At 47.3% G+C, this 19854-nt stretch carries 18 protein-coding genes; 5 read left to right on the top strand and 13 right to left on the bottom strand.

The window, feature by feature from the left end; genetic code table 11:
* Window positions 1-30 precede the first annotated feature (30 nt).
* Together ACMUEV_RS03900 and ACMUEV_RS03895 are read left to right on the top strand one after the other, a co-directional pair.
* The gene (locus ACMUEV_RS03900; protein ID WP_190648900.1) at window positions 31-1563 is read left to right on the top strand and encodes an HlyD family efflux transporter periplasmic adaptor subunit; all 1533 of its coding nucleotides are present in this window, start codon (window positions 31-33) and stop codon (window positions 1561-1563) included.
* 39 nt (window positions 1564-1602) lie between these two features.
* Window positions 1603-1959 carry a HetP family heterocyst commitment protein gene (locus tag ACMUEV_RS03895; protein ID WP_017290603.1) on the top strand — a complete coding sequence of 119 codons (357 nt, stop codon included), beginning with the start codon at window positions 1603-1605 and terminating at the stop codon, window positions 1957-1959.
* A gap of 30 nt (window positions 1960-1989) precedes the next feature.
* Here ACMUEV_RS03895 and ACMUEV_RS03890 read toward each other — a convergent pair whose 3' ends face one another.
* Window positions 1990-3078, bottom strand: a complete 1089-nt coding sequence (locus ACMUEV_RS03890) for a Gfo/Idh/MocA family protein (protein WP_190648897.1) — start codon at window positions 3076-3078, stop codon at window positions 1990-1992.
* A 161-nt stretch (window positions 3079-3239) separates the two neighbouring features.
* Between ACMUEV_RS03890 and ACMUEV_RS03885 the strand changes: the two genes are divergently transcribed.
* Window positions 3240-4646 carry a Rieske 2Fe-2S domain-containing protein gene (locus tag ACMUEV_RS03885; protein WP_190648894.1) on the top strand — a complete coding sequence of 469 codons (1407 nt, stop codon included), beginning with the start codon at window positions 3240-3242 and terminating at the stop codon, window positions 4644-4646.
* Window position 4647: 1 nt separating this feature from the next.
* Here ACMUEV_RS03885 and ACMUEV_RS03880 read toward each other — a convergent pair whose 3' ends face one another.
* From ACMUEV_RS03880 to ACMUEV_RS03830, 11 genes are all read right to left on the bottom strand, one after another.
* A complete protein-coding gene (locus ACMUEV_RS03880) occupies window positions 4648-5193 on the bottom strand; it encodes a hypothetical protein (protein WP_144056280.1) in 546 nt (181 codons plus the stop codon).
* A 171-nt stretch (window positions 5194-5364) separates the two neighbouring features.
* Entirely contained in the window at window positions 5365-6315 is a 951-nt protein-coding gene (locus tag ACMUEV_RS03875; RefSeq protein ID WP_190648891.1) for an NAD-dependent epimerase/dehydratase family protein, read from the bottom strand.
* Between the two features lie 72 nt (window positions 6316-6387).
* Window positions 6388-7419 carry an Npun_R2821/Npun_R2822 family protein gene (locus ACMUEV_RS03870; RefSeq protein ID WP_190648889.1) on the bottom strand — a complete coding sequence of 344 codons (1032 nt, stop codon included), beginning with the start codon at window positions 7417-7419 and terminating at the stop codon, window positions 6388-6390.
* 76 nt (window positions 7420-7495) lie between these two features.
* On the bottom strand, window positions 7496-8374 hold the full coding sequence (locus tag ACMUEV_RS03865) for an Npun_R2821/Npun_R2822 family protein (protein ID WP_190648886.1): 879 nt from the start codon (window positions 8372-8374) through the stop codon (window positions 7496-7498).
* Window positions 8371-9321 (bottom strand): Npun_R2821/Npun_R2822 family protein, encoded by a 951-nt coding sequence (locus tag ACMUEV_RS03860; RefSeq protein ID WP_242044280.1) that lies wholly within the window; start codon window positions 9319-9321, stop codon window positions 8371-8373. The genes ACMUEV_RS03865 and ACMUEV_RS03860 overlap by 4 nt, the downstream gene beginning before the upstream one ends.
* Window positions 9318-10277 (bottom strand): glycosyltransferase family 10 domain-containing protein, encoded by a 960-nt coding sequence (locus ACMUEV_RS03855; RefSeq protein ID WP_190648883.1) that lies wholly within the window; start codon window positions 10275-10277, stop codon window positions 9318-9320. The genes ACMUEV_RS03860 and ACMUEV_RS03855 overlap by 4 nt, the downstream gene beginning before the upstream one ends.
* An 11-nt stretch (window positions 10278-10288) precedes the next feature.
* Window positions 10289-12091, bottom strand: coding sequence for an ABC transporter ATP-binding protein (locus ACMUEV_RS03850; RefSeq protein ID WP_190648880.1), 1803 nt, complete (start codon window positions 12089-12091; stop codon window positions 10289-10291).
* 97 nt (window positions 12092-12188) lie between these two features.
* Window positions 12189-13544, bottom strand: coding sequence for a glycosyltransferase (locus ACMUEV_RS03845; RefSeq protein ID WP_190648877.1), 1356 nt, complete (start codon window positions 13542-13544; stop codon window positions 12189-12191).
* A 53-nt stretch (window positions 13545-13597) separates the two neighbouring features.
* Window positions 13598-14746: a glycosyltransferase family 4 protein gene (locus ACMUEV_RS03840; RefSeq protein ID WP_190648873.1), complete on the bottom strand. Its 1149-nt coding sequence runs from the start codon at window positions 14744-14746 to the stop codon at window positions 13598-13600.
* A 28-nt stretch (window positions 14747-14774) separates the two neighbouring features.
* Window positions 14775-16064 carry a glycosyltransferase gene (locus ACMUEV_RS03835; RefSeq protein WP_190648870.1) on the bottom strand — a complete coding sequence of 430 codons (1290 nt, stop codon included), beginning with the start codon at window positions 16062-16064 and terminating at the stop codon, window positions 14775-14777.
* Entirely contained in the window at window positions 16061-16285 is a 225-nt protein-coding gene (locus ACMUEV_RS03830; protein WP_017290616.1) for a hypothetical protein, read from the bottom strand. The genes ACMUEV_RS03835 and ACMUEV_RS03830 overlap by 4 nt, the downstream gene beginning before the upstream one ends.
* Before the next feature lie 219 nt (window positions 16286-16504).
* On the opposite strand from ACMUEV_RS03830, the gene gloB reads away from it, so the two are divergent.
* Both gloB and ACMUEV_RS03820 read left to right on the top strand, forming a co-directional pair.
* Window positions 16505-17269, top strand: a complete 765-nt coding sequence (gene gloB, locus ACMUEV_RS03825) for a hydroxyacylglutathione hydrolase (protein WP_190648868.1) — start codon at window positions 16505-16507, stop codon at window positions 17267-17269.
* Window position 17270: 1 nt separating this feature from the next.
* Window positions 17271-17717: a protein tyrosine phosphatase family protein gene (locus ACMUEV_RS03820; RefSeq protein WP_190648865.1), complete on the top strand. Its 447-nt coding sequence runs from the start codon at window positions 17271-17273 to the stop codon at window positions 17715-17717.
* Here the strand turns inward: ACMUEV_RS03820 and ACMUEV_RS03815 are convergent.
* Window positions 17683-19701: a sensor histidine kinase gene (locus ACMUEV_RS03815; RefSeq protein ID WP_190648862.1), complete on the bottom strand. Its 2019-nt coding sequence runs from the start codon at window positions 19699-19701 to the stop codon at window positions 17683-17685. The genes ACMUEV_RS03820 and ACMUEV_RS03815 overlap by 35 nt on opposite strands.
* Window positions 19702-19854 lie beyond the last annotated feature (153 nt).

Raw genomic sequence — 19854 nt, 5'->3', positions numbered from 1 at the left:
TCATGCAATTTCTAGTGTTAGGTCATTATTATGTCGATACGGATTGATTCACTCTCTCTTGAAGATTCACCGCCGCCTACTCTGTCTTCTAACTTGGAGACCGATGAACTGTCAGAGTTTGCCTACCTCTATGGGGGTACGCTCGCATCCACTCCAGTCATGCCTTCTGCATTTCCCGACCCTCCCGCAAGTTCGGCGGACTCTTCCGACCCCACTCCGCCGGAGAGATGGTCTACTGCGCTGCAAAATGTTCTCGATCGTCCTCCTGCAACTTTTCCCAGTCGCTTAGTCGCGGGTGGTGTTATCTTTTGTGCGGCATGTGTCGGTTGGGCAACAACGAGCCAGATGGAAGAAATTGGACGCGCGCAAGGGCGTTTAGTGCCTCAAGGGGAAGCTTACAAAGTTCACCCTGTCGTTTCTGGCAAAATTGCTCAAGTGTATGTGCAAGAAGGTCAGACGGTGAAAGCTGGACAAACGATCGCTGAACTCGATCATGAGATTGCACTCAATCGAGTGGGAGCCTTACAGCAAGAAGAGCGCAACTATGAAAAAGAGCTGCTGCAAATTGATGCCTTAATTGATAAAACTCGATTAGAAGCACAAACGCGATCGACGATTGCCACGGCTGAGATTCGTGCTCAAGAAGCCACGATCGCTCAAGCTCAAGCAAAATTGCAAGGGCAAGACACCACGATTTTGCAAACTGAAGAACGAGCAACGACCAGTCAAGCTTTACTGGCCCAACTTCAAGCCGATGCTGACAGTCAAAAAGAACGACTCGAACGGCTGAAATTCCTTGTTGATCAAGGGGCACTGGCGCGGGAGCACCTCTATCAAGCAGAGCAACATTTCGGCGATCGCCAACGCAGCATTACTCAGCAAACCGGAGACATTCAGCAGGCTTTGGCGGAGTCGCAGAAAATGCGATCGGATTTGCAGCAAGTTGTGGCAGAGTCTCGACGCTTACGGGCGCAGCTGACTCAGAAATATGCAGAAGGGCAAACAGCCCAAATTCAAGCTCAGCAAACGATTCAAAATTTGTTTGTGCAGCGAACGCAGTTAATGGCGAAGAAACAGCAAACTGAGAAGCTGATTCAGCAAGCGAATGCTGAGATGAAGCAACTTAAATTGCAAGCTCCCGTTGACGGAATTGTTTCCGCCTTGAATGTTAGTAAGCCTGGTGAAGTGGTGCAAGCAGGGCAAACGGTCAGTGAGATTGCACCTCAGACTGCGCCTTTAGTTTTAGTCGCAGCTTTACCGACGCGAGAAGCAGGGTTTGTCAAACCGGGAGACAAAGTACAAGTGAAGTTTGATGCTTATCCTTATCAAGACTATGGAATTGTTGGGGGTAAGGTTGTGAAACTGTCGCCTGACATTAAGCAAGATGAGCGATTGGGGGCTGTGTATCGGGTCGAAATTCAGCTCGATCGACACATGATTCAATCAACCCCGCTCAAAGCAGGTCAGACTGCGTCGGCAGAAATTATCGTGCGTAGGCGCACGATCGCGGAAATGCTGCTTGATCCGATTCGCCAATTACAAAAAGGCGGAATTAGTTTGTAGTGCCCGGATTTTTAAGAATTTCTGAGGAGAGATATTACTATGACGTTTCAGCGGGGAAGCGTAGCTCAGTCGCGCAATAAAGTCATGAGTCCTGAACAGTTTAAGCAAGTCGTCGATGCGATTACGGAAGGTCGGTATTCTTGGGCTTGTGTGCTGATTCTACGGTTTGCGGGCTACAATCCTGTTCACTTTATTCCACACCGTACCTACAGTCGATTGCTCAAAGAAAATCGCGTACAAACTCCGAGCCGATTAACTCAAATCAAGGACTTGGCTTATTCAGAAACGGTCGAGCAGCCCGAAGAAGTTCTACATGGCGGGAAGCTGCCAATTTGGTTTGTAAACTCACCACCCTGTGAGCAACTCAAAGCTCAGCCCGTTTACTCGATTTGGTAGAACGCGCAGCGACGGTTCCAGAGGTTATGCTCACTTTGGAACCGTTACCCAAGTTCCAGTCTCATTCGATTCATGTGCTAAATCCATCAACAATTGCGAGTAAACTCCTTCTTTCAAAGAGGGTGGTAGAGATTCTTGTCGATCGATGCCTAACACCCACTGATCGACGACACGAATAAACGGTGCAATCCGCCCATCTGTGAATACTTGTTCAAATGCAAACTGCTTAGGAATCTCTAATTCCACTAATTCTTGTCCAAGCGGTGCGCCCCACAGCTTAAATCCATGCACATAATCTTTCTGATTATCGCTACCGAGTACTAGCGTTCCGCGATCGCCATACACTTCAATCCAATGCCCGCGCCCTTGAGTTGTGACTGAACTAATACAAATCTGACAAGGCGTACCGTCTGTTAGCTCTAATGTGATGTTGCACGTATCATCCGAATCTACAGGCTTTAGGTCGCCTGTACTTGGATCAGGACGGTTTGGAATGGCAGTACTTAACCTTGCCGTTAAGCGATCGACAGTGCCAAACAGCCAAGCGATATAGTCAAAGGTATGAGAAGCTAATGCCCCTAATGCACCTCCCCCTTGCTCTTTACGCGCGTACCAATTCCAAGGACGAGAAGCATCAGCGCGGCTTGAAACGAGCCAATCAATCTTAATTAACCGCGTTTGTCCAACATAATTCGAGGCAAGCAAATCTGCAAAATGTTGCCAAGCCGGAACAAAGCGAAACTCGAAATTCATGCTTGTCACCACTCGACGATCGAGCGATCGCTGATACAAGTCTCTCGCTTCTTTCACATTCAAAGCAGTCGGCTTTTCAAGCAATAAATGTTTTCCAGCATCTAAAACGGACTTTGCCATCTCATAATGCAGGAAAGGTGGAGTGGAAATACTAACCGCATCGACTGTTGGCAGCGCTAAAATCTCAGCGATCGACGAACTTGCCTGAGGAATATTGTGAGCTTGAGCGATCGCCTGTGCTTTTTGCAAGTCACGATGATAGACTGCCACGACTTCAGTGCGTGGATGTGCCTGTAATCCGGGAATATGGACTTTCTGCCCAAAGCCCGTTCCGACAACTGCTACACCAATCTTAGAACTCGTCATAGCTATCTCTTTCACTGCAAAAATCTTATTGTATAAGCAGAACAGTCCGATTGTTCCTGCCCCCAGAGTTGTGCAACTCCCGGCAATGGTGGATTTTTTCACAGCGAAATTGAGAGAGATATAATTAAGATATGTAAAGAAGATCTCCAAAAGGCTGTCTCATGCTGACTGATGCACGTACTTCGATCGCAGAAATTCCAGCAGGTGGAACTGACCCCACTCGATTCGACTGGAAAGAAGCATGGTATCCCGTTTATTACATTCAAGACTTGGACAAAACCAAGCCCGCTAAATTCACACTGCTAGGGCAAGATCTAGTGATTTGGTGGGATGCAAATGCTGAAAGCTGGCAAGCCTTTGAAGATCAATGTCCTCACCGTCTTGCCCCACTTTCAGAAGGCAGAATCGCAGAAGATGGACTGCTCGAATGTCCCTATCATGGATGGGCATTTCAGGGCGATGGCACCTGCGATCGCATTCCCCAACAACACGAAGGGTCGCTTGCGCATCAGTCTAAACGTGCCTGCGTCGCCTCCTACGCCACGGCTGAGCGTCAAGGCTTACTTTTTGTCTATCCTGGTCAAAACCCGTCCGAACAGGTCAAAATTCCCATCATCGAACCGATGGAAGAAACGCCGGACGGATGGGTCTGTCTGAACACATTTCGAGATTTGCCTTACGATGCTTTGACCTTGCTCGAAAATGTTCTCGATTCGAGCCATCTGCCGTTTACGCATCACAAATCGGTTGGCAATCGATTGAATGCGGCTCCGGTTGAACTCGAAGTTTTAGAATCGAGTAAACAAGGCTTTAAGGGATTTTGGCAAGAAGGGCCGCGCAAAGGCACATTAGGCTCACAGCAGACGACTTTTATCGCACCTGCTCTGATGTGGCATGATCTCACCTCAAAGCAATTTGGTCGAACGCTCACCGTCGTTTATGCTACCCCGACCCGAAAAGGAGAATGTCGGGTCTTTGCTCGCTTCCCGTTCAAGTTTGCCTCTAAACTTCCGAGTACTTTTATTCGATTGACACCCCGCTGGTACTCGCATTTAGGTAACAACACTGTGCTAGAAGATGACCAAATCTTTTTGCACTACCAAGAGCGATACCTCGCTGAGAAAGGCGGAAGTGATAACTTTGCAAAAGCTTTTTACTTACCGACTCGTGCTGATACGTTTGTATCTACTTTGCGTCAGTGGGTGAATGCGTTTGAAGCTGATCCGTTTCCCGGCGAACCTTTACCGCCGTTGCAATCGATCGATCAACTGCTCGATCGCTATTATTCTCATACGATTCATTGTTCAAGCTGTCGCACTGCGCTTGCCCGAATTCAGACCATAAAAATTGGAACCACAATCATCGGAGGCTTAGCTTGGGCACTGCTGCCACTGCTCTCAATCGCACTTTCCCCCTCGTCGATCACGATCGCGACACTGGCTGCGATCGTGCCACTGATTGCTGGTTCCATTTGGCTTGTACTGAATCGCTTAGAGCAGAAGTTTTACAAAGGACAACGCACTCCAGCAAGAAACTTGCCGGAGAAAAAGCGTAAGTCAGCCCTTTGATTTAGACTGCTTGGAAGCGAGAAGGATTGTCTTGAACTTTCTTTAATAGTCCACGACGCTCGGCATGTTTGGTTGTAATTGCAACACTCATCCGAGCTTTTGACATTTCTGCGGGATCGAACGGATCGTAGATTTGATCGATTAGGTCATCGATCGACAATGGTTCTTTCGCAGAACCCAACACTTCCACGATCGCTTGCATGGCCTTCAAGGATTTGAACTCAGATTTTAGAACTGAGGCATCGAAGGATTTGGAGGATTTCCGTCCTTTTGCTTTCTTCGGCTCAGCCGCAACGGGAGCTGCTGCTTTTGCCTTGGATTTTGCGGGAGCTTTCGTCGCTTTAGGACTTGCTGTACTAGCTGCTGGTGCGCTAGGTGCGCTATCACCACTTGCGCCCAACAGTTGCTCAATGTATTGCAACGTTTTGTCGAGTTCTGCTTCTGCTTCGGATTGTGCTGCCTGAATGAGAGCCTGGCGTTCGCTTAGTAAACGAGAGCGAGTTTCTTCCAAATTGGATTTCAGGTCTTTAGTTAGAATGGATGACACGATATTTTCCTGAAATAAAGTGATGTAAGTAGATTGTAGTTCCCTCTGCCACTTTTAGATCAACTTAGCTCGAAAATGTTGAAAGAAGCTACTGGGGAGTTCTAGGGAATCTCATTAATCTGAGTGCTAGGAATAGCTAAATAGCTACTAAAACCCTTACAGTGAAAGCATTTATTGATAGAGCGATCGAATCCATTCCCATTCCTGAGTCAGCCCTTCTTGTAAAGAAACTTGCGGCTGATAATTCAAGATTTTTTTTGCTTTTGTCACATCTGCAGAAGTATGTCTGGCATCTCCGATCGCATTTTCGATAAACTCTTTCCGAATTGAGCGACCTAAAATCGTCTCCATTGTTGCAATGACATCCGTTAAAACGACGCGACTGCCTCCTCCAATGTTAAAGATTGCTCCAACTGCTTCTGGGGTTTCTGCCGCCGCTAAATTTGCCGCGATCGCATCATTCACGTTTGTGAAATCTCGAGTTTGCTGTCCATCTCCATAAATGACGATCGCTTGATCTTGAAGTGCTGCTTTGAGAAACTTGTGAAATCCCATGTCCGGACGTTGTCTTGCTCCATACACAGTGAAGTAACGAAGCGAGCAAGTGGGAACTCCGAAGTTTCGATAATAAAGTCCACAAAGCTGCTCGGCTGCTAGTTTTGTGATGCCGTAAGGTGAAACAGGCTGGGGGCAAATTGTCTCAGAAGTTGGCAGTGCTTCTGCATTGCCATAGATGGATGAACTCGAAGCATAGATAAATCGCTGAAGGCGCTTTGCAGTTTTAACTGCTTCAAGTAGAATCTGAGTCGCATTAATATTTTGCTCAGTGTAAGTGCGAAATCCTGATCCCCAGCTTGCTCGCACTCCGGCTTGTGCTGCTTGATGGTAAATCACTTCCACATCTTTCAAGAGGTGATGCCAATCTAGGGACTGAATATCTGCTTCAATCAGCTTAAAATTCGGATGCTGCAAGCTGATGGCGAGATTTTTCCACTTCAGTTCCGGATCGTAGTAGTCATTGAACTGATCGACCCCAATGACGCGATCGCCTCGTTCGAGCAAGGCTTCGACAAGATGCGAACCAATAAATCCTGCTGCTCCGGTCACTAAACTTAGGGTCATATCTCCAACCGTTGCCTCACACTGTAAAGGGTTGATCTTACTCGATCGTGGGGATCAGTTGGAATTGACGCTTTAAAGTTGTGTTTTGTTCAACTGCTGCTTGAGTTTACGGAATCGGTAGTTTAGATTCCCCATTTTCTGCTGATAGAAGCGGGTGATATGCGATCGAGCCTGAGTGAATGGATTTGGAGATTTGAAGTGCTGTGGGCGGCTTTCAGGCGCGTTGAGGTAGCGATAATACAAGAAGAGGTCACGGTAAGGAATTTGCGCTTCTTCGCCCTGGCAGAGGCGATTGAAGTGAGCGGTGGCAACGCTCATATAGTGCAAGTACATTAGTCTCTGTCCTTTGTCATAGAGGACGTGATCTTGTTGTTCAAATGAGCTTGACCAGTGAGAACCGGGTGCAGTCCCCGTGGACGCAAAGTTGTAGTAGGAAATTTGACTACGGAGCACCATGTAGTTCATCAAAGATTGATCCGGTCCCCAAAGCGCCATCAAATCTGCTTCTCCAGATTTGAGAGAGTCTAGCAGCGATCGCAGGATTTCATCGGTAAATACGCCTTTCTTAGAGGCGAACCAACCCGCACAGAAAATATTCTTGAGTGTCTCAGGTGTAAATACGTTCAGTAGGTCTGCTTGGGAGCCGTCAAAGATGTATTTCAAATCAGAAGAATACTGATAGTCGTTCGTGACCCAATCATAGTCATCCAGCTTTTGAAAAATAGGAGCGACCGAACCAAGAGCAAGGGTATCCGCATCAAAATAAATAAATTGATCAAATTCACCATCAAAGCAGCAGAGTTTGCGGTGCATGGCAAGGCGATAGACGGTCGGTAGTTCGCGTTCGCGCCAGGTTTTCTGTGCCCGATCGTGAGACTGCCAAGCTTCAGTTGCGAACTGTTCCCAACGTTGAATCGAGTCGTGATTTTCAAACAGACAAACTTGCGGACGGGCTGCAATCAGCGATCTCACTTTGTCTAAGCGATCGTCATACGGCAGAATACAAACTGGCATCGTTGGACTGATATTCGTTTCAATGCTATTGAGCAGTGCAACGAGCTGATCGTAAACGTAGTCATTTGCCAGGATGTAGATTCCGTCCATAAGTCATGCCAGTTTGAGTTGAGATATTGACTCACAAATTGTCAGGAGAGGTATTTTGCCGATCTCGCATCCATGCCTAGCGATTTGCAAAGGGAATGAAACGCGAGAATTTGCGCCAGAGAGCCGTCTCCGGTTCATGTAAATAGCGGTAATGTTCCCACACGTCCCAGTAAGGCGCGCCGGGTCGAATCGAAATTCCTGCCCAATGCAAATACTTCAGCTTTTGAGCGCGATCGTACAAAATGTACTGCCGATTTTCAAAATGCTTTGATCCTGCCCAACTTCCAGGAGCATTCTCTGGTGGTTTAACCAAATTCATTCGTCGATCAAAACACTTCAGTATCAGATAGTTCAGAATCGGCTGATCCGTCACTCCTTGGGAAAAGTCAAAATACTCCCGATGTTGCGCGCAATCTTTCAGAATGTCGTAAAGTTGTTCTTCGCTGATCACTCCCCGGCGCGATCCCCAAAATCCGCTATTAAAGACATCTTGCAGTGCTTCCGGGGTAAAAATTGTGTCTTTGACGATTTCAGAGAAAATATTTCTCAACCCTTCGCTCGAATAGTGATAGTCACAGCAGAAGAAATCGCACTCAGACAAATGATTGAGCGTATCTGCAATCTTGTCGAATACAACAATATCAGTGTCAATATAGAGAAACTCATCTAAGACCCCGAACCAAGTCGCGAGCTTTCTCATTTTGTTGGGCAGTTTGAGAAAATCTCGATCGAAGATCTCACCCACTCGGTTGGTGATTCGTTCTAGCAATGCTAAATCGGGGAATAGCTCGACTTGATGTAATCGATGCAGCGTTTCGATGACTTGATGATACTCGTCATTAAACGGAATCAAGTACACAGGTACTTCTTTATCAAATAATCGAATACTGTTGAGAAGCGCGATCGCATTCTCGATCACCTTGTCGTTGGCGACAATATAAATTCCTCGTTTCATGCGATCCTCAGCTTTTGTAGAACTTTCTGAACGAATGTTGGACTTTGAACTTGAGTCAAAACCGGACGCTTTTCTGGCTCATGCAAAAAGCGATAGTAGAGAAACAGATCTCGATACGGGAAAGTAACAGCTTCACCCTTCGCAACTTGCTCCATCCGTTGCGGCTTCACTCCGATATAGTGCAAATAGGTCAGTTGTCTACCTCGGTCATATAGAATGTGCTCTCTCTCCTCGAAATGGTTGGAAGTGACAGAACAGCCAGTCGATTCTCCATAAGGTAAAAGGTGAGCTAGATTGCAGGTTTTAATGCCCGATTTCATCACCATGTAATTGATCACAGGTTGCTCACCTGCTCCACCGTAGAGAATTTCTCGATCGCCTGATTGCAATGCCTGGATAAAATCTTCACGCTGTTCTAAGTTAAAAAGTCCTCGCTTACTGGCATAGAAACCTGAACAGAAGATCTCTTTGTTAATTCGATCGGTTGAAAAGACTTCATGCAGCTTTGGTGACTCAGTGTTGTAAATCTTGCTCGGATCAAGAAATTGGAAGTCATACACCACCCAATCGTGATTCTCTAACAAGGCAAAGATGTGAGCCATTGAACTCATTGCCAAGGTATCGGCATCCATATAAATAAAGCGATCGAATGGAGCATCAAACGCACAAAATCGCCGATGTGCTCCATACAGACGCTCTTTCTGATTGAGCTTGGTGGGATCAATCTGCCGCATAAATTCATCCCACTGCCGAATCGATTTCTGATCGTCATACAGCATGACATTGGGACGATTCTGAATCTCTGTGCGAATGCGATCTAATTGATCATCAAAGGGATAGATACAAACCGGAATATCTCGACCCACATTTACTTCAATACTATTGAGCAAGGCGACTAATTGATCAAAAACGCGATCGTTTGCCAGCGTACAAATTCCATTCATCATTCAGACACCCGCTCCACATACTCAGATAGCCAATTCATCAGATTCAACTTGTGCAAGATGACTTGGCGTGCTTCTGCGATCGCGTCTCTTGCTTCAAACCAGGCATCCGGCGTTGCCGTTACTTCTTGAATGTATTTCATGCCTTTCTCGTCCATGCTGGGTAGACGCAGAAAACTACCTGGAGGCAGTAATTTATCGGCTGCTGAGCCGCCATAGTAAATCGGTAAACACCAAGATAGCAAAGCATCCCATAGCTTCTCAGTGACATACCAATCATTCTCGGCATAATTCTCGATCGACAAATTGTAGTAATACGGAGCCATGCCATACCACTTTCCGCCAATTCTCCCGGTTGTGGTTGCCCACTCGGGTAAATCGCGACCATAGAGATCAAAATCAACCTTGTTCTCTTGCAGCATTTTGAGAAATGCGAGCCGTTTGCGGTGATTCTCAGTTCGACTGATGCCTGAAGTAATCCAGCTACAAGTCCGAATTTTTTCAGGGGGTGGCATCTCATTGAGTTCGCGAAAAGTATTGCCTAAATACCAAATTGCGGGCATGTAATCGGGTATCGGTGCAAAATCGTCTGGGCCTGAAACATAAGCACAATACTGGCTTGCCTTTTCGTAGTTCTCTTTTGTGATGTGAACAATTTCTTCTAACGGCGGTTCACGCAAGAGATAAATCATGCGTTCTTTTGCAACGCCTTTGAATTGAGGGGTAACATCGGGTAAAGGCTGAGGCTTGCGGAACCGAGCGCGCCATGAGGTATCGACTTTACGCCGGGGAAAATCGAACTGATATAACAGTAAAAAATCTGGCGTTTCGGCAGAAGCATCAAGTTGAATGTTGCCCCAATGTCCGAATGGATAAGGAGACTGCTGCCACAACCAATCTGTCGGACTAGGCTTCAACCCGACATAGCTACTTGCCATTCCTACAATTGTTTTTCCCATCGTCTTATGTCCTAAACGGTCTGAGGTTCTTCTGAAAATTGCATCGAATGAAGCTGAGCATAGAGTCCGCCTTGCTTCAATAGGTCTGCATGAGTGCCGATTTCGACCACATGCCCTTTGTCTAGCACGGCAATCTGATCTGCGGTCTGGATAGTAGACAAGCGATGAGCAATGACTAACGTCGTCCGATCTCGCCTCAATTCATCGATCGCGCCCTGAACTAATCGCTCAGAAACGGTATCCAAGGCAGAAGTCGCTTCATCGAGAATGAGGATTTCGGGATCGCGCAGTAAGGCTCGGGCGATCGCGAGTCTTTGTCGTTGCCCGCCAGATAGCATCACTCCGCGATCGCCGATCAACGTATCAAAGCCCTGGGGCAGTTTCACGATAAATTCGTAAGCATTCGCTCGCTTCGCTGCTGCAATAATTTGCTTATCGCTTGCATCTCGACGGGCATAGGCAAGGTTATTGCGAACTGAATCGTTGAATAAGAACGTATCTTGGCTGACGATGCCCATTGATTGCCGAAGCGTGCAAAGTTCAAAGTCTTTGAGATCGCGATCGTCGAGTAAAATTCTGCCTGCGGTCGGGTCATAAAACCTTGGCAGTAGATCTGCTAGCGTTGACTTACCTGCACCGGATGATCCGACTAATGCGAGGGTCGTGCCTTTTGGGAGCCAGAGATTGACCTGATTTAAAACTTGTCGATCGTGTCCTGGGTAGGTAAACGATAAATTCTCGAAGCGAATCCCTTCTGTCATTGCGGTGTAAGGAATATGACCTTTCGACATGAAGGGCTTGTTATCACGTCGGAGAAATTCATTCACGACCGAGACGCTCGGGGCTAGATTCGCAAAAGCGCCTCGCGCGTTGTTTAACTGCCCGACAAATGGCAACATTCGGAACAAAATCAAGAGATAAGTCAGCAGGATTGCAGAAAGCGCTTCAATCTGACCGCGAAAGAAGAGACGACCTAATAGCAAAATCGCAACAATCACCAAGATTCCAATCATTTCATTGACGGGTGGAATCAGGGAAGCGTTCGCTTGAGATCGAAAATCAGCATCTTCGCGGGCGTGGATGAGTTGTTCTAGCTTTTGATACTCTCGGCTTTCGCTGGCGGTTGATTTGACGAGGCGAATTCCAGACAGCATTTCGAGGACTGCAACTGAATAGTCGCGTGATTGATCAGATAACTGCTGTCCAAACTTCTCAGCACGTTTGACAAAGAAGCTGTTAGACAGTGACGCGATCGCGAGCAAAACGGTCGAAATGATCGTCAGTTGCCAAGAGATCGACAGCAGAATGATCAGAAAAACAAAGATAGTAATTACAGTGGACAGCATTTGTACTGCTGTCCGAATTGCAGTTGCGGTTGCGCCCACTTCGCCGCCTAAGCGATTAATCAAGTCGCCGACTTTCGTTTTGACATAGAATTCTAGATCAACATCTAACAGCAGTCTTAATCCTTCTTTGCGAATGTCGCTTACCAATGCCCTTGATAAATGCCCAGAAGTCAAAGTACTGGCATAACTTGTCACATTTTTGAGCAAGATTGCGACCAGGACACATGCCATCATGGTGAGAAATCTTGCATCTCCGACCAAATGCTCAAAGCTTGCAAAGGCTTGTTGTAACAGGGGAGGTGCGCCTTTGAGATTAATCTCTTGACCCAACAATCCCAAGACCACTGGGATCATCAGCATGGTGCTCACACCATTGAATAAGGCTCCCGAAAATCCCAAGACGATTGTTCCAATTAATGGAAGGGGATGACGCAGGGCAAACTTAAGCAGCAATTGGTTGGGCAACATGGATCGGATTGGGCAAACAACAAATTGAAAGCGTCGATCATCAAGCACGGATGAAGAACTGCTTTTAGTTATCCCGCCAGATCAAGACAGACAACAGCTAAACGAGGGCTTCTTGAGAAACGAGGCTTTGATACATCGTTTGCATTTCGTCGGCAACCTCTTCAAAGGTGCGAACAGGTGCGATTCCCTGGCAAAGTTTTGCAACGATTTCGGGGTGAGTTGCTAGCTCAGAGATCGCATCTCTCCAAGCATTGACATCATTTGCTTTCACAAGCCAGCCATCAACGCCATGTTTGATGAGTTCAGCGATTCCACCCAGATCCGATCCAATGACGGGTGTGCCGACGGCATGAGCTTCTCGAACGACTAAAGGTCCGGTTTCAAACCATTGCGATGGCACTGCCAGTAAATCGAAGTTTGCGATCGCAGGGATGACTTCTTCCCGCTGTAAGAGGGGTTTAATCTGAATGCGATCGTCTTGTTCGGCAATTTCTTTGACGCGATCTAAGATTTTGCTACCCGAGTGAAACTTGCCGTGAAGTGAGCCATGTAACGTCAGGGTCACTGGAATGTCTCGCGGTAGCTTTTGCATAGCTTCTACTAAAATGTGAATGCCTTTTGTTTCATGCCAGCGTCCCAGGAATCCAAGCTTTAAGGGCTGACTCAGAGATTTAGGGGCAAAGTGTTGGTGTGGAATCGGCGAACCTTGAGGACAAAGCACAATCTTCTCAGCCGGAATGCCATTTCTCAGAAGCACATCGTACATCCAGTGACAAACTGCAACGATGCGATCGCACAGGTCTGCCATTTCCAAAACTCTGCGGCGATTTTGAGCGACTAAAGTTGGGGTTGCAAACGTTGTCCCAAGTTGACGAACGCGTGGAGAGGGAAATTGATGCAGAGATTTTTTCATCTGCTGAGCGAGATGCGGGGGCAGATGTCCGAGGGTTTTCGCGATCGTCGCAGGAACTTTGTCAGACATGCCTAAGCAGACTCCGCATTGAGCTTCATCAATTCTGCCGTCGCAAGGTTCGGTTCCGTTTCGCATCATGGTCTGACGTAAGCAAATTGGCTCTGGAATGTGGAGCGTCATCACTGTTTTCATGCCGAGTTGCTTGGCTAAACGTAGATGATGCGAGCCACAGTCGAAACGGTAGGAATGTTGATGAAAAATCGGGGCGGATTGCTGTTTGAGCCAGGTTGCAAAGGCTTCAAAGTGGTCGTGGGGGACAAGTTCTTGCCATTGGTCGAGGGGCGGATTGGTGGGAACAGGATAGCGATAGACTTCAGTTGTATTGTGATGGTAGAAGTGTGATTCATTGCCTTCGCGGGGAGCAGCCACGATCGAGTCAACACCTCGGCTGTGTAAGCAATCGGTGAGCTTAGCAACATAGACTTCGGTTCCGCCATAAGCATCGGGAGGGAAACCACTAACTGCGTGAATAATGTTCATTGTTTGGATTGTGAACGGCGAGTAATCCCCGATGTTGGGGTAAAACGAAGTGATTAAACAATCTGTGACAGTAAATTTTCTACAATCGGAGCCATTGCTTCGACACTGTAATGGGCTAAACACCGCTCTCTGGCTTGATTGCCTCGAACCTGTGCCGCGTCCCAATCTTGGAAAATCTCATTTAACTTTTCAGCAATTTGATCAGGCGATTGGGGATCAACAAGAAAGCCAGTTCCCGCTAAAATTTCTGGGATATCTCCTACCCGAGTTGCCAAAATGGGTTTTGCCATGGACATTCCCTCAGTTAGCTTGATTGGGAATTGAGCTTGCGCGGTCACTGTGTCACGCTGCGGAACGACGACGACATGAGCTGCCGCAACAATCTCAGGCATTTGCCAGAACGGAGCGGGTGGAATTTTAATCACCCAGTTGCCCCAGGTGTCGAGCAGATGTCGATCGTAGTCATCATAAGGACTTCCTCCAACAATGACTAAGCGCAAATCTGGCTGGTTCAATTTTTCTAACGCAACGAGGACATCTTCTAATCCTTTATGCGGACGCGATGCTCCAGGAAACATCAAGACTCGGTACTCTGATAAGCCATATTTCTGCCGACTGGCTTCAGCATCGAAACGGCTTGGATCAAACATGTCAGTATCTTTGCCGTTTGGGAGGTAAGTTCCACCAAAGCGTTTTTGTAGAAAGGTTGTATCGACTGTAATGCTATCAGCCTGCTGAATCATCTGCTCTATCCATTGCAAGTAGAGGAAATGATCTGGCGATCGCAGTGCGCCATCGTTTTTCAGTAAGTCCCGTCCGAATTGTTTGAGTCCAGGTCGATACTGCTTTTCACCAATCCAGCTAAGTTCCCAATCATCGATATCGAGCATGACTGGAATCTGCGATCGCATTTTTTTCAGTAAGCCAACGCCAAAGCTCGTCGGCTTCGGTTTGACGGCATAGATCAGATCGCCATCAATTCGATTTATCAGTTGCGCCGCAGTCTTAAAAAATTGCGGATATTGACCACCCGGTAAACAGACGATCGGTAAATCAGTCGGTGGTTCGGGATAGATTTTTTCACCAAACAGAAATCCGAGAATTTCAACCTGATGATTGAGCTTTTTGAGAACTTGGGCGAGCAGATACGCACGATCGACTCCCCCTTTTGCAAAATTAGGCGTAAGAATAGAAACTTTCATTGTCAAGACGGAGGCAGCCCAACGAGAGCTAGTGTTCCCGTATCAAGCTTTGATAAAGCTGCATCATCTCTTGGGCGACCGCTTGCCGTGTTTTTACGGGTGAAATGTTTTGTTTGAACTGAGTAATCTTGTCTGGATGTTCGGCAAACTCCGCGATCTCGCTTGCCCAAGCTTGAGAATCCGTGGCAGGCACAAGCCAACCATCGACTCCATGTTTGACTAATTCTGCAATGCCTCCTAAATCTGATCCGATCACAGGCGTACCAGCAGCAAATGATTCCAGCACGACCAAAGGTCCGGTTTCTAACCATTGCGAAGGGACAGCCAGCAAATCAAAATTCGCGATCGCTGAACTAATTTCGGTTCGAGCTAGCGGTGGTTTGATTTGAATCCGGGCATCGTGTTGAGCGATCGCCATGACTTTTTCACGATTTGCTGCTCCATGCTGATCGGCGTGAGTTGCATGAATGATCAACTCGACGGGAACATTCGGGATCGATTGCAGGGCTTCGACGAGAATTTGCACGCCCTTCGTTTCTTGCCAGCGACCGAGAAAGCCAATCCGAATGGGACGTGTCACCGATGATTTTTGAGGGATCGCATCGGCGGAAACTCCGTGACGACTGAGAACCAATTGAGATTCAGGAACGCCATTGAGGACAAAGGCATCGTAAAGCCATTGGCAAACGACAACAATGCGATCGCTCAATTCCACGACTTGATCAAACTGCTGACGCTGCACTCGCACTTGCGCTGGAGTCGCGATCGTCGTTCCCAACTGGCGCAACCGGATATCCGAAGAGTGGCGTAAGCGATCGCGCGCTTGAGTTGCGATCGCGTTCGGTAAATAACTCAATCCCCGGGCTGCCCAAGCCGGAACTCGCTTGGAAACTCCTAAACAAGCACTACATTTCGCCGGATCAATTTTGCCATTGCAAGCAGAATGACCCCCTTGCATCATCGTTCCACGCAAGCAGGCTAAATCGGGCATGTGAATCGTGACGACTGTTTTCATTCCCAACTGTTTCGCACTGCGTAAATGGGGAATGCCGCAGCCTGCGGTTAGCGTGTGTTGATGATAGATTTCACGCTTGTGTTGACTCAACCAAGTTTGAAAGGCTTTGAGGTCTTGAGCCGGATAGCGGTAGACCTCAGTTTCGTGATATTGCTCGATCGTGGGATCTGAAATGGATCTCGCTGCTGCAACTGAAGAATTCATGCCGAGTGCTCTGAGATCTTGAACAAGACCATCGAGATAGACTTCAACCCCGCCAAACGAATCCGGCGGAAACCAAGCACTGGCTTGAATTACGTTCATGTGGGTGAGAATCCTTCGTCTACAAGTTTGATTTGACCCGTTTGGATGTAATCAAAAATTTGATTAATCTGTCGCCGTTCTTCGGGTGTGAGACGTTGATTGGCAAGGAGGGCAGATGCGAGGTGGAGATGCTCGTATCGGTTGATCGTTTGAAGTTGAAGAATACGATCGAGGATGCGCTGAATTGGAAGATTAGATCGATTTTGAGTTGCTCTTACCATAGAATCGTCGCTTTGCTGTCTAACTGGGGCACGTCAAACACAAGTCAAAATAAGACAAAAGTACGATGACTTTTATCCTTTTCTACTGTTGCGCGTTTTTGCGGGGGACACACAAAGGTCGGATGAGAATTCCATCAAGACTTTGTAAAATCTTGAGAGGCTCTCGTTAGTATTGACGATTTCAGGCTCGGAACAAACACAGTCATTTTCTTTAGCTATATGCAAATTTATCGGATTTCGGCACTTTCTACTAACTATATTTTCCTACTTTACGATGCGATTCAGCAAATCGCGGCGATCGTCGATCCGGGTGAGGCAAAACCTGTTTTGCAAAAGGTTGAAGAATTAGGCGCAGAAGTGGTTGCCATTTTCAATACGCATCATCACTGGGATCATGTGGATGGCAATTTAGAGGTGTTAGCGCGATTTCCAAATGCGGTCGTTTATGCGGGTCGGCACGATCGCGGTCGAATTCCAGGACAGCAGGTGGAATTAGATGCAGGGGATCGGGTGAAGTTTGGCGATCGAGAGGCTGAGGTGCTGTTTCTGCCGGGACATACCCATGGACATATCGCCTATTATTTTGCGCCGATTGCTGATGAGATGGGAGAGCTATTCTGCGGGGATGTGCTATTTTCGGCGGGATGTGGACGGCTGAAAGAGGGAACGCCTGCTCAGATGGTGGAGTCGTTGAAGCAGATTCGAGCGTTGCCGGATCGGACGCGGGTTTGGTGCGCGCATGAGTATACGTTGAGTAATTTGGAATTTGCGGTGACAGTCGATCGAGACAATCCGGAGTTGCAAGCGCGATGGGTGGAAGTGCGATCGGCTCAAAATCAAGCGACGATTCCGGCAGATTTGGGCTTGGAGAAACGAATTAATCCATTTTTGAGATGGGATACGCCTGAACTTCAAACAGCAATGGGGCGAACTGGAGACGTTGAAACCTTCGCGGCACTGCGTCAGAAAAAGGATCATTTTTAATATGGAAGCCATTCAAAATTTTGTACAGATTCGCGAGGGTCTTGCAACGGCTGGACAACCCACGATCGCGCAATTTCAAACCATCCAAGAGGCAGGCTATACCGTTGTGATCAATCTCGCTGTTCCCACTTCAGAAGGCGCGATCGCGCAGGAACGCGAAATTGTTGAAGCTCTGGGAATGCAGTATTTTCACATTCCGGTGATTTGGGAGCAGCCGACGATCGCAGATTTTGAGCAATTCTCGAACACAATGCAGCACTCTCAACATGAATCCGTCTTTGTGCATTGTGCAAAAAATATGCGAGTCTCAGCTTTTGTGTATCTATACCGAAAATTGCACGAACACCTGAGTGAAGAGCAGGCAAAAGCGGATTTGCTAAAGATCTGGCACCCGAATGAAACCTGGCAGAAATTTATAGAAGCTGTTCAGAAAGCAGCGGTAACTTAATCGTAAAAGTTGCACCTTTGCCCTCCCCTAAACTGTTCGCTTGAATCACTCCACCATGCAGTTCGATCAAATGTTTCGCGATCGCAAGTCCCAAGCCTAAGCCCCCAAAACTGCGAGTCGAACTGCCGTCTTCTTGTCGGAAATTATCAAATACATAGGGCAGAAAACTGGCAGAAATGCCCCGCCCAGTATCGCTGATCGTCAGTTTCGCCTCGGTTGGAGATGTAGAAAGATGAATTGTCACGTTTCCAGAAGCAGGCGTGAATTTCACTGCATTGGATAACACGTTCCATACGACTTGTTGCAGTCGATCGCTATCGCCACGCACCATTACTGGCTGAGGATCGTGCAAAAATTCTATCGAAATGGCTTTCGACTCTGCTGCTAGATAAACTGTGCTGATTGCTCCTTCCACGACTGCCGCTAAATCGACAGGTGCAGCGCGCAGATTGAGCTTACCTTGCAGAATTCGAGAGACATCGAGTAGCTCGTCAATCAATGTGAGTTGGAGCTTGGCATTGCGCTCGATCGTCTCTAGAGCTTGTGCTGCTTTTGTGGTATCCAATCGCTGTGTTTTGAGCATCTGCGCCCAGCCCAGAATGGGATTCAACGGAGTTCTCAATTCGTGAGAAAGTACGGCTAAGAATTCATCTTTGAGCCGATTGACTCGTTCTAACTCTTCTGTTCGTTGGCGCAGTGAATCTTCTAAGCGTCTGCGCTCTCTTAAGTCCACAATAAATGCGATCGAATCGCGGCGTTTCTCTCCGACTAACACATAGCCAATCAATACAGGAACTCGCTGCCCATCTCGCCGGATGTATTCCTTCTCATAAGGTGTACAGGCTCCTCGCGCCTGTGCCTCCGCTACATGCATTTCATCCAAGGGCAAAAATTCTGGGGGGGTAATGTCGATCCAGTTGATTTGTCCTGCTTCAAGCTCTTGCTGAGTGTAGCCAATAATCCGTAGCAGTTCATCGTTGGCGCGATGAATTCCACCTTCCACATCTCCAAATAAAATGCCAATAATATTGGCATCTGCGAGGCGACTAATGCGGTCTTCTCGATCTTGTAAAGTTTCTAATGCTGTTTTTAACTGTCCTTCTGCATCCCGCCGTTGTCGGTCTTCACGATTGAGAATCTTCGCGGTTTTCCAGATAAATACCGACGAAATCAGAATCAGAATCAACACTAAGCCAGAAATCGCGAACGCTACATCATACCAGCCAAGCTTCCAGCCTTGTAATACGAGCCAACCTAACAACAATGGGAAAATCAGAATGACCAGCAAAATTCTTCGTGCAACGATTCCTCCGACTAGAGGACTGCTAATCGATTTCATCAGTCCTTGATCTGGCGCAATACAAAGCAGCGCGATCGCGACTCCAATAAATGCGATCGCAGTTGGAAACGCCATCGAGGGGGCAGACAGATCAATTTGATATAACAGCCGTACTCCGTAGACATATCCGATTAAGGCTTGGAGTGCAATCGTGCCAATTGCGCAAGCTAACCCTTGAAACCATCTTGCTCGCGATCGTTGAAACTTTAGCGCCAATAACGCGAGTCCAGTTAAAACAAAATTCACGGCAGCATTGATGCCAATTCGCTCCTCTTCCTCGGATGGAGCAAAAAACTGTCCTAGAGCTAAACTTTCATCAAAGGTAGATTGAAGCAGCGCGATTGCACCAATCAGTAGAGGCACGACTGCGGCAATGAATTTGAAATGATCTAAAGCTTTCGATCGCCGCTCGACAGGGGAGACTGTGAGGAGTAAAAATAATCCAGTTGCAACGAAACTAGCAGCAGCACCCGTCCGCATGCTCGTGGTTCCAACTAGCAGAATGTTTCGCAACCAGGAAAGATTGAAAAACCACCCAGCTAGAACGAGACTCCCAATCAATGTGATGACTGTACTCGCATAAATAGATATCGCTCTCCATTTACTAAGCTGAGAATCTGGGACATAAGACAGCAGAGGCGGCATAGGTGAACGCTATAACATAAACGAGCCGACAACTCAGATAGTTTGGGCTGTCAGGTTGGTTAATGAATTGGTAGGACTAAGTTTAGGACTTTTTTGAACTAAATCATGCCTAAAAATTGGTGCGGGTACGGGTGCTTACCTAGAATATAGTAA

It is taken from the genome of Leptolyngbya sp. FACHB-1624 (assembly GCF_047649235.1).
Taxonomy (GTDB): Bacteria; Cyanobacteriota; Cyanobacteriia; order Leptolyngbyales; family Leptolyngbyaceae; genus Leptolyngbya; species Leptolyngbya boryana.
Note: the sequence above shows the minus strand (reverse complement) of the source record. Positions and strands in the feature narration are given on the sequence as shown.

Coding starts and splice junctions, on each gene's coding strand:
- ACMUEV_RS03900 (WP_190648900.1), top strand. CDS start 31: ATGTCGATACGGATTGATTCACTCTCTCTTGAAGATTCACCGCCGCCT.
- ACMUEV_RS03895 (WP_017290603.1), top strand. CDS start 1,603: ATGACGTTTCAGCGGGGAAGCGTAGCTCAGTCGCGCAATAAAGTCATG.
- ACMUEV_RS03890 (WP_190648897.1), bottom strand. CDS start 3,078: ATGACGAGTTCTAAGATTGGTGTAGCAGTTGTCGGAACGGGCTTTGGG.
- ACMUEV_RS03885 (WP_190648894.1), top strand. CDS start 3,240: ATGCTGACTGATGCACGTACTTCGATCGCAGAAATTCCAGCAGGTGGA.
- ACMUEV_RS03875 (WP_190648891.1), bottom strand. CDS start 6,315: ATGACCCTAAGTTTAGTGACCGGAGCAGCAGGATTTATTGGTTCGCAT.
- ACMUEV_RS03870 (WP_190648889.1), bottom strand. CDS start 7,419: ATGGACGGAATCTACATCCTGGCAAATGACTACGTTTACGATCAGCTC.
- ACMUEV_RS03865 (WP_190648886.1), bottom strand. CDS start 8,374: ATGAAACGAGGAATTTATATTGTCGCCAACGACAAGGTGATCGAGAAT.
- ACMUEV_RS03860 (WP_242044280.1), bottom strand. CDS start 9,321: ATGATGAATGGAATTTGTACGCTGGCAAACGATCGCGTTTTTGATCAA.
- ACMUEV_RS03855 (WP_190648883.1), bottom strand. CDS start 10,277: ATGGGAAAAACAATTGTAGGAATGGCAAGTAGCTATGTCGGGTTGAAG.
- ACMUEV_RS03850 (WP_190648880.1), bottom strand. CDS start 12,091: ATGTTGCCCAACCAATTGCTGCTTAAGTTTGCCCTGCGTCATCCCCTT.
- ACMUEV_RS03845 (WP_190648877.1), bottom strand. CDS start 13,544: ATGAACATTATTCACGCAGTTAGTGGTTTCCCTCCCGATGCTTATGGC.
- ACMUEV_RS03840 (WP_190648873.1), bottom strand. CDS start 14,746: ATGAAAGTTTCTATTCTTACGCCTAATTTTGCAAAAGGGGGAGTCGAT.
- ACMUEV_RS03835 (WP_190648870.1), bottom strand. CDS start 16,064: ATGAACGTAATTCAAGCCAGTGCTTGGTTTCCGCCGGATTCGTTTGGC.
- ACMUEV_RS03830 (WP_017290616.1), bottom strand. CDS start 16,285: ATGGTAAGAGCAACTCAAAATCGATCTAATCTTCCAATTCAGCGCATC.
- gloB (WP_190648868.1), top strand. CDS start 16,505: ATGCAAATTTATCGGATTTCGGCACTTTCTACTAACTATATTTTCCTA.
- ACMUEV_RS03820 (WP_190648865.1), top strand. CDS start 17,271: ATGGAAGCCATTCAAAATTTTGTACAGATTCGCGAGGGTCTTGCAACG.
- ACMUEV_RS03815 (WP_190648862.1), bottom strand. CDS start 19,701: ATGCCGCCTCTGCTGTCTTATGTCCCAGATTCTCAGCTTAGTAAATGG.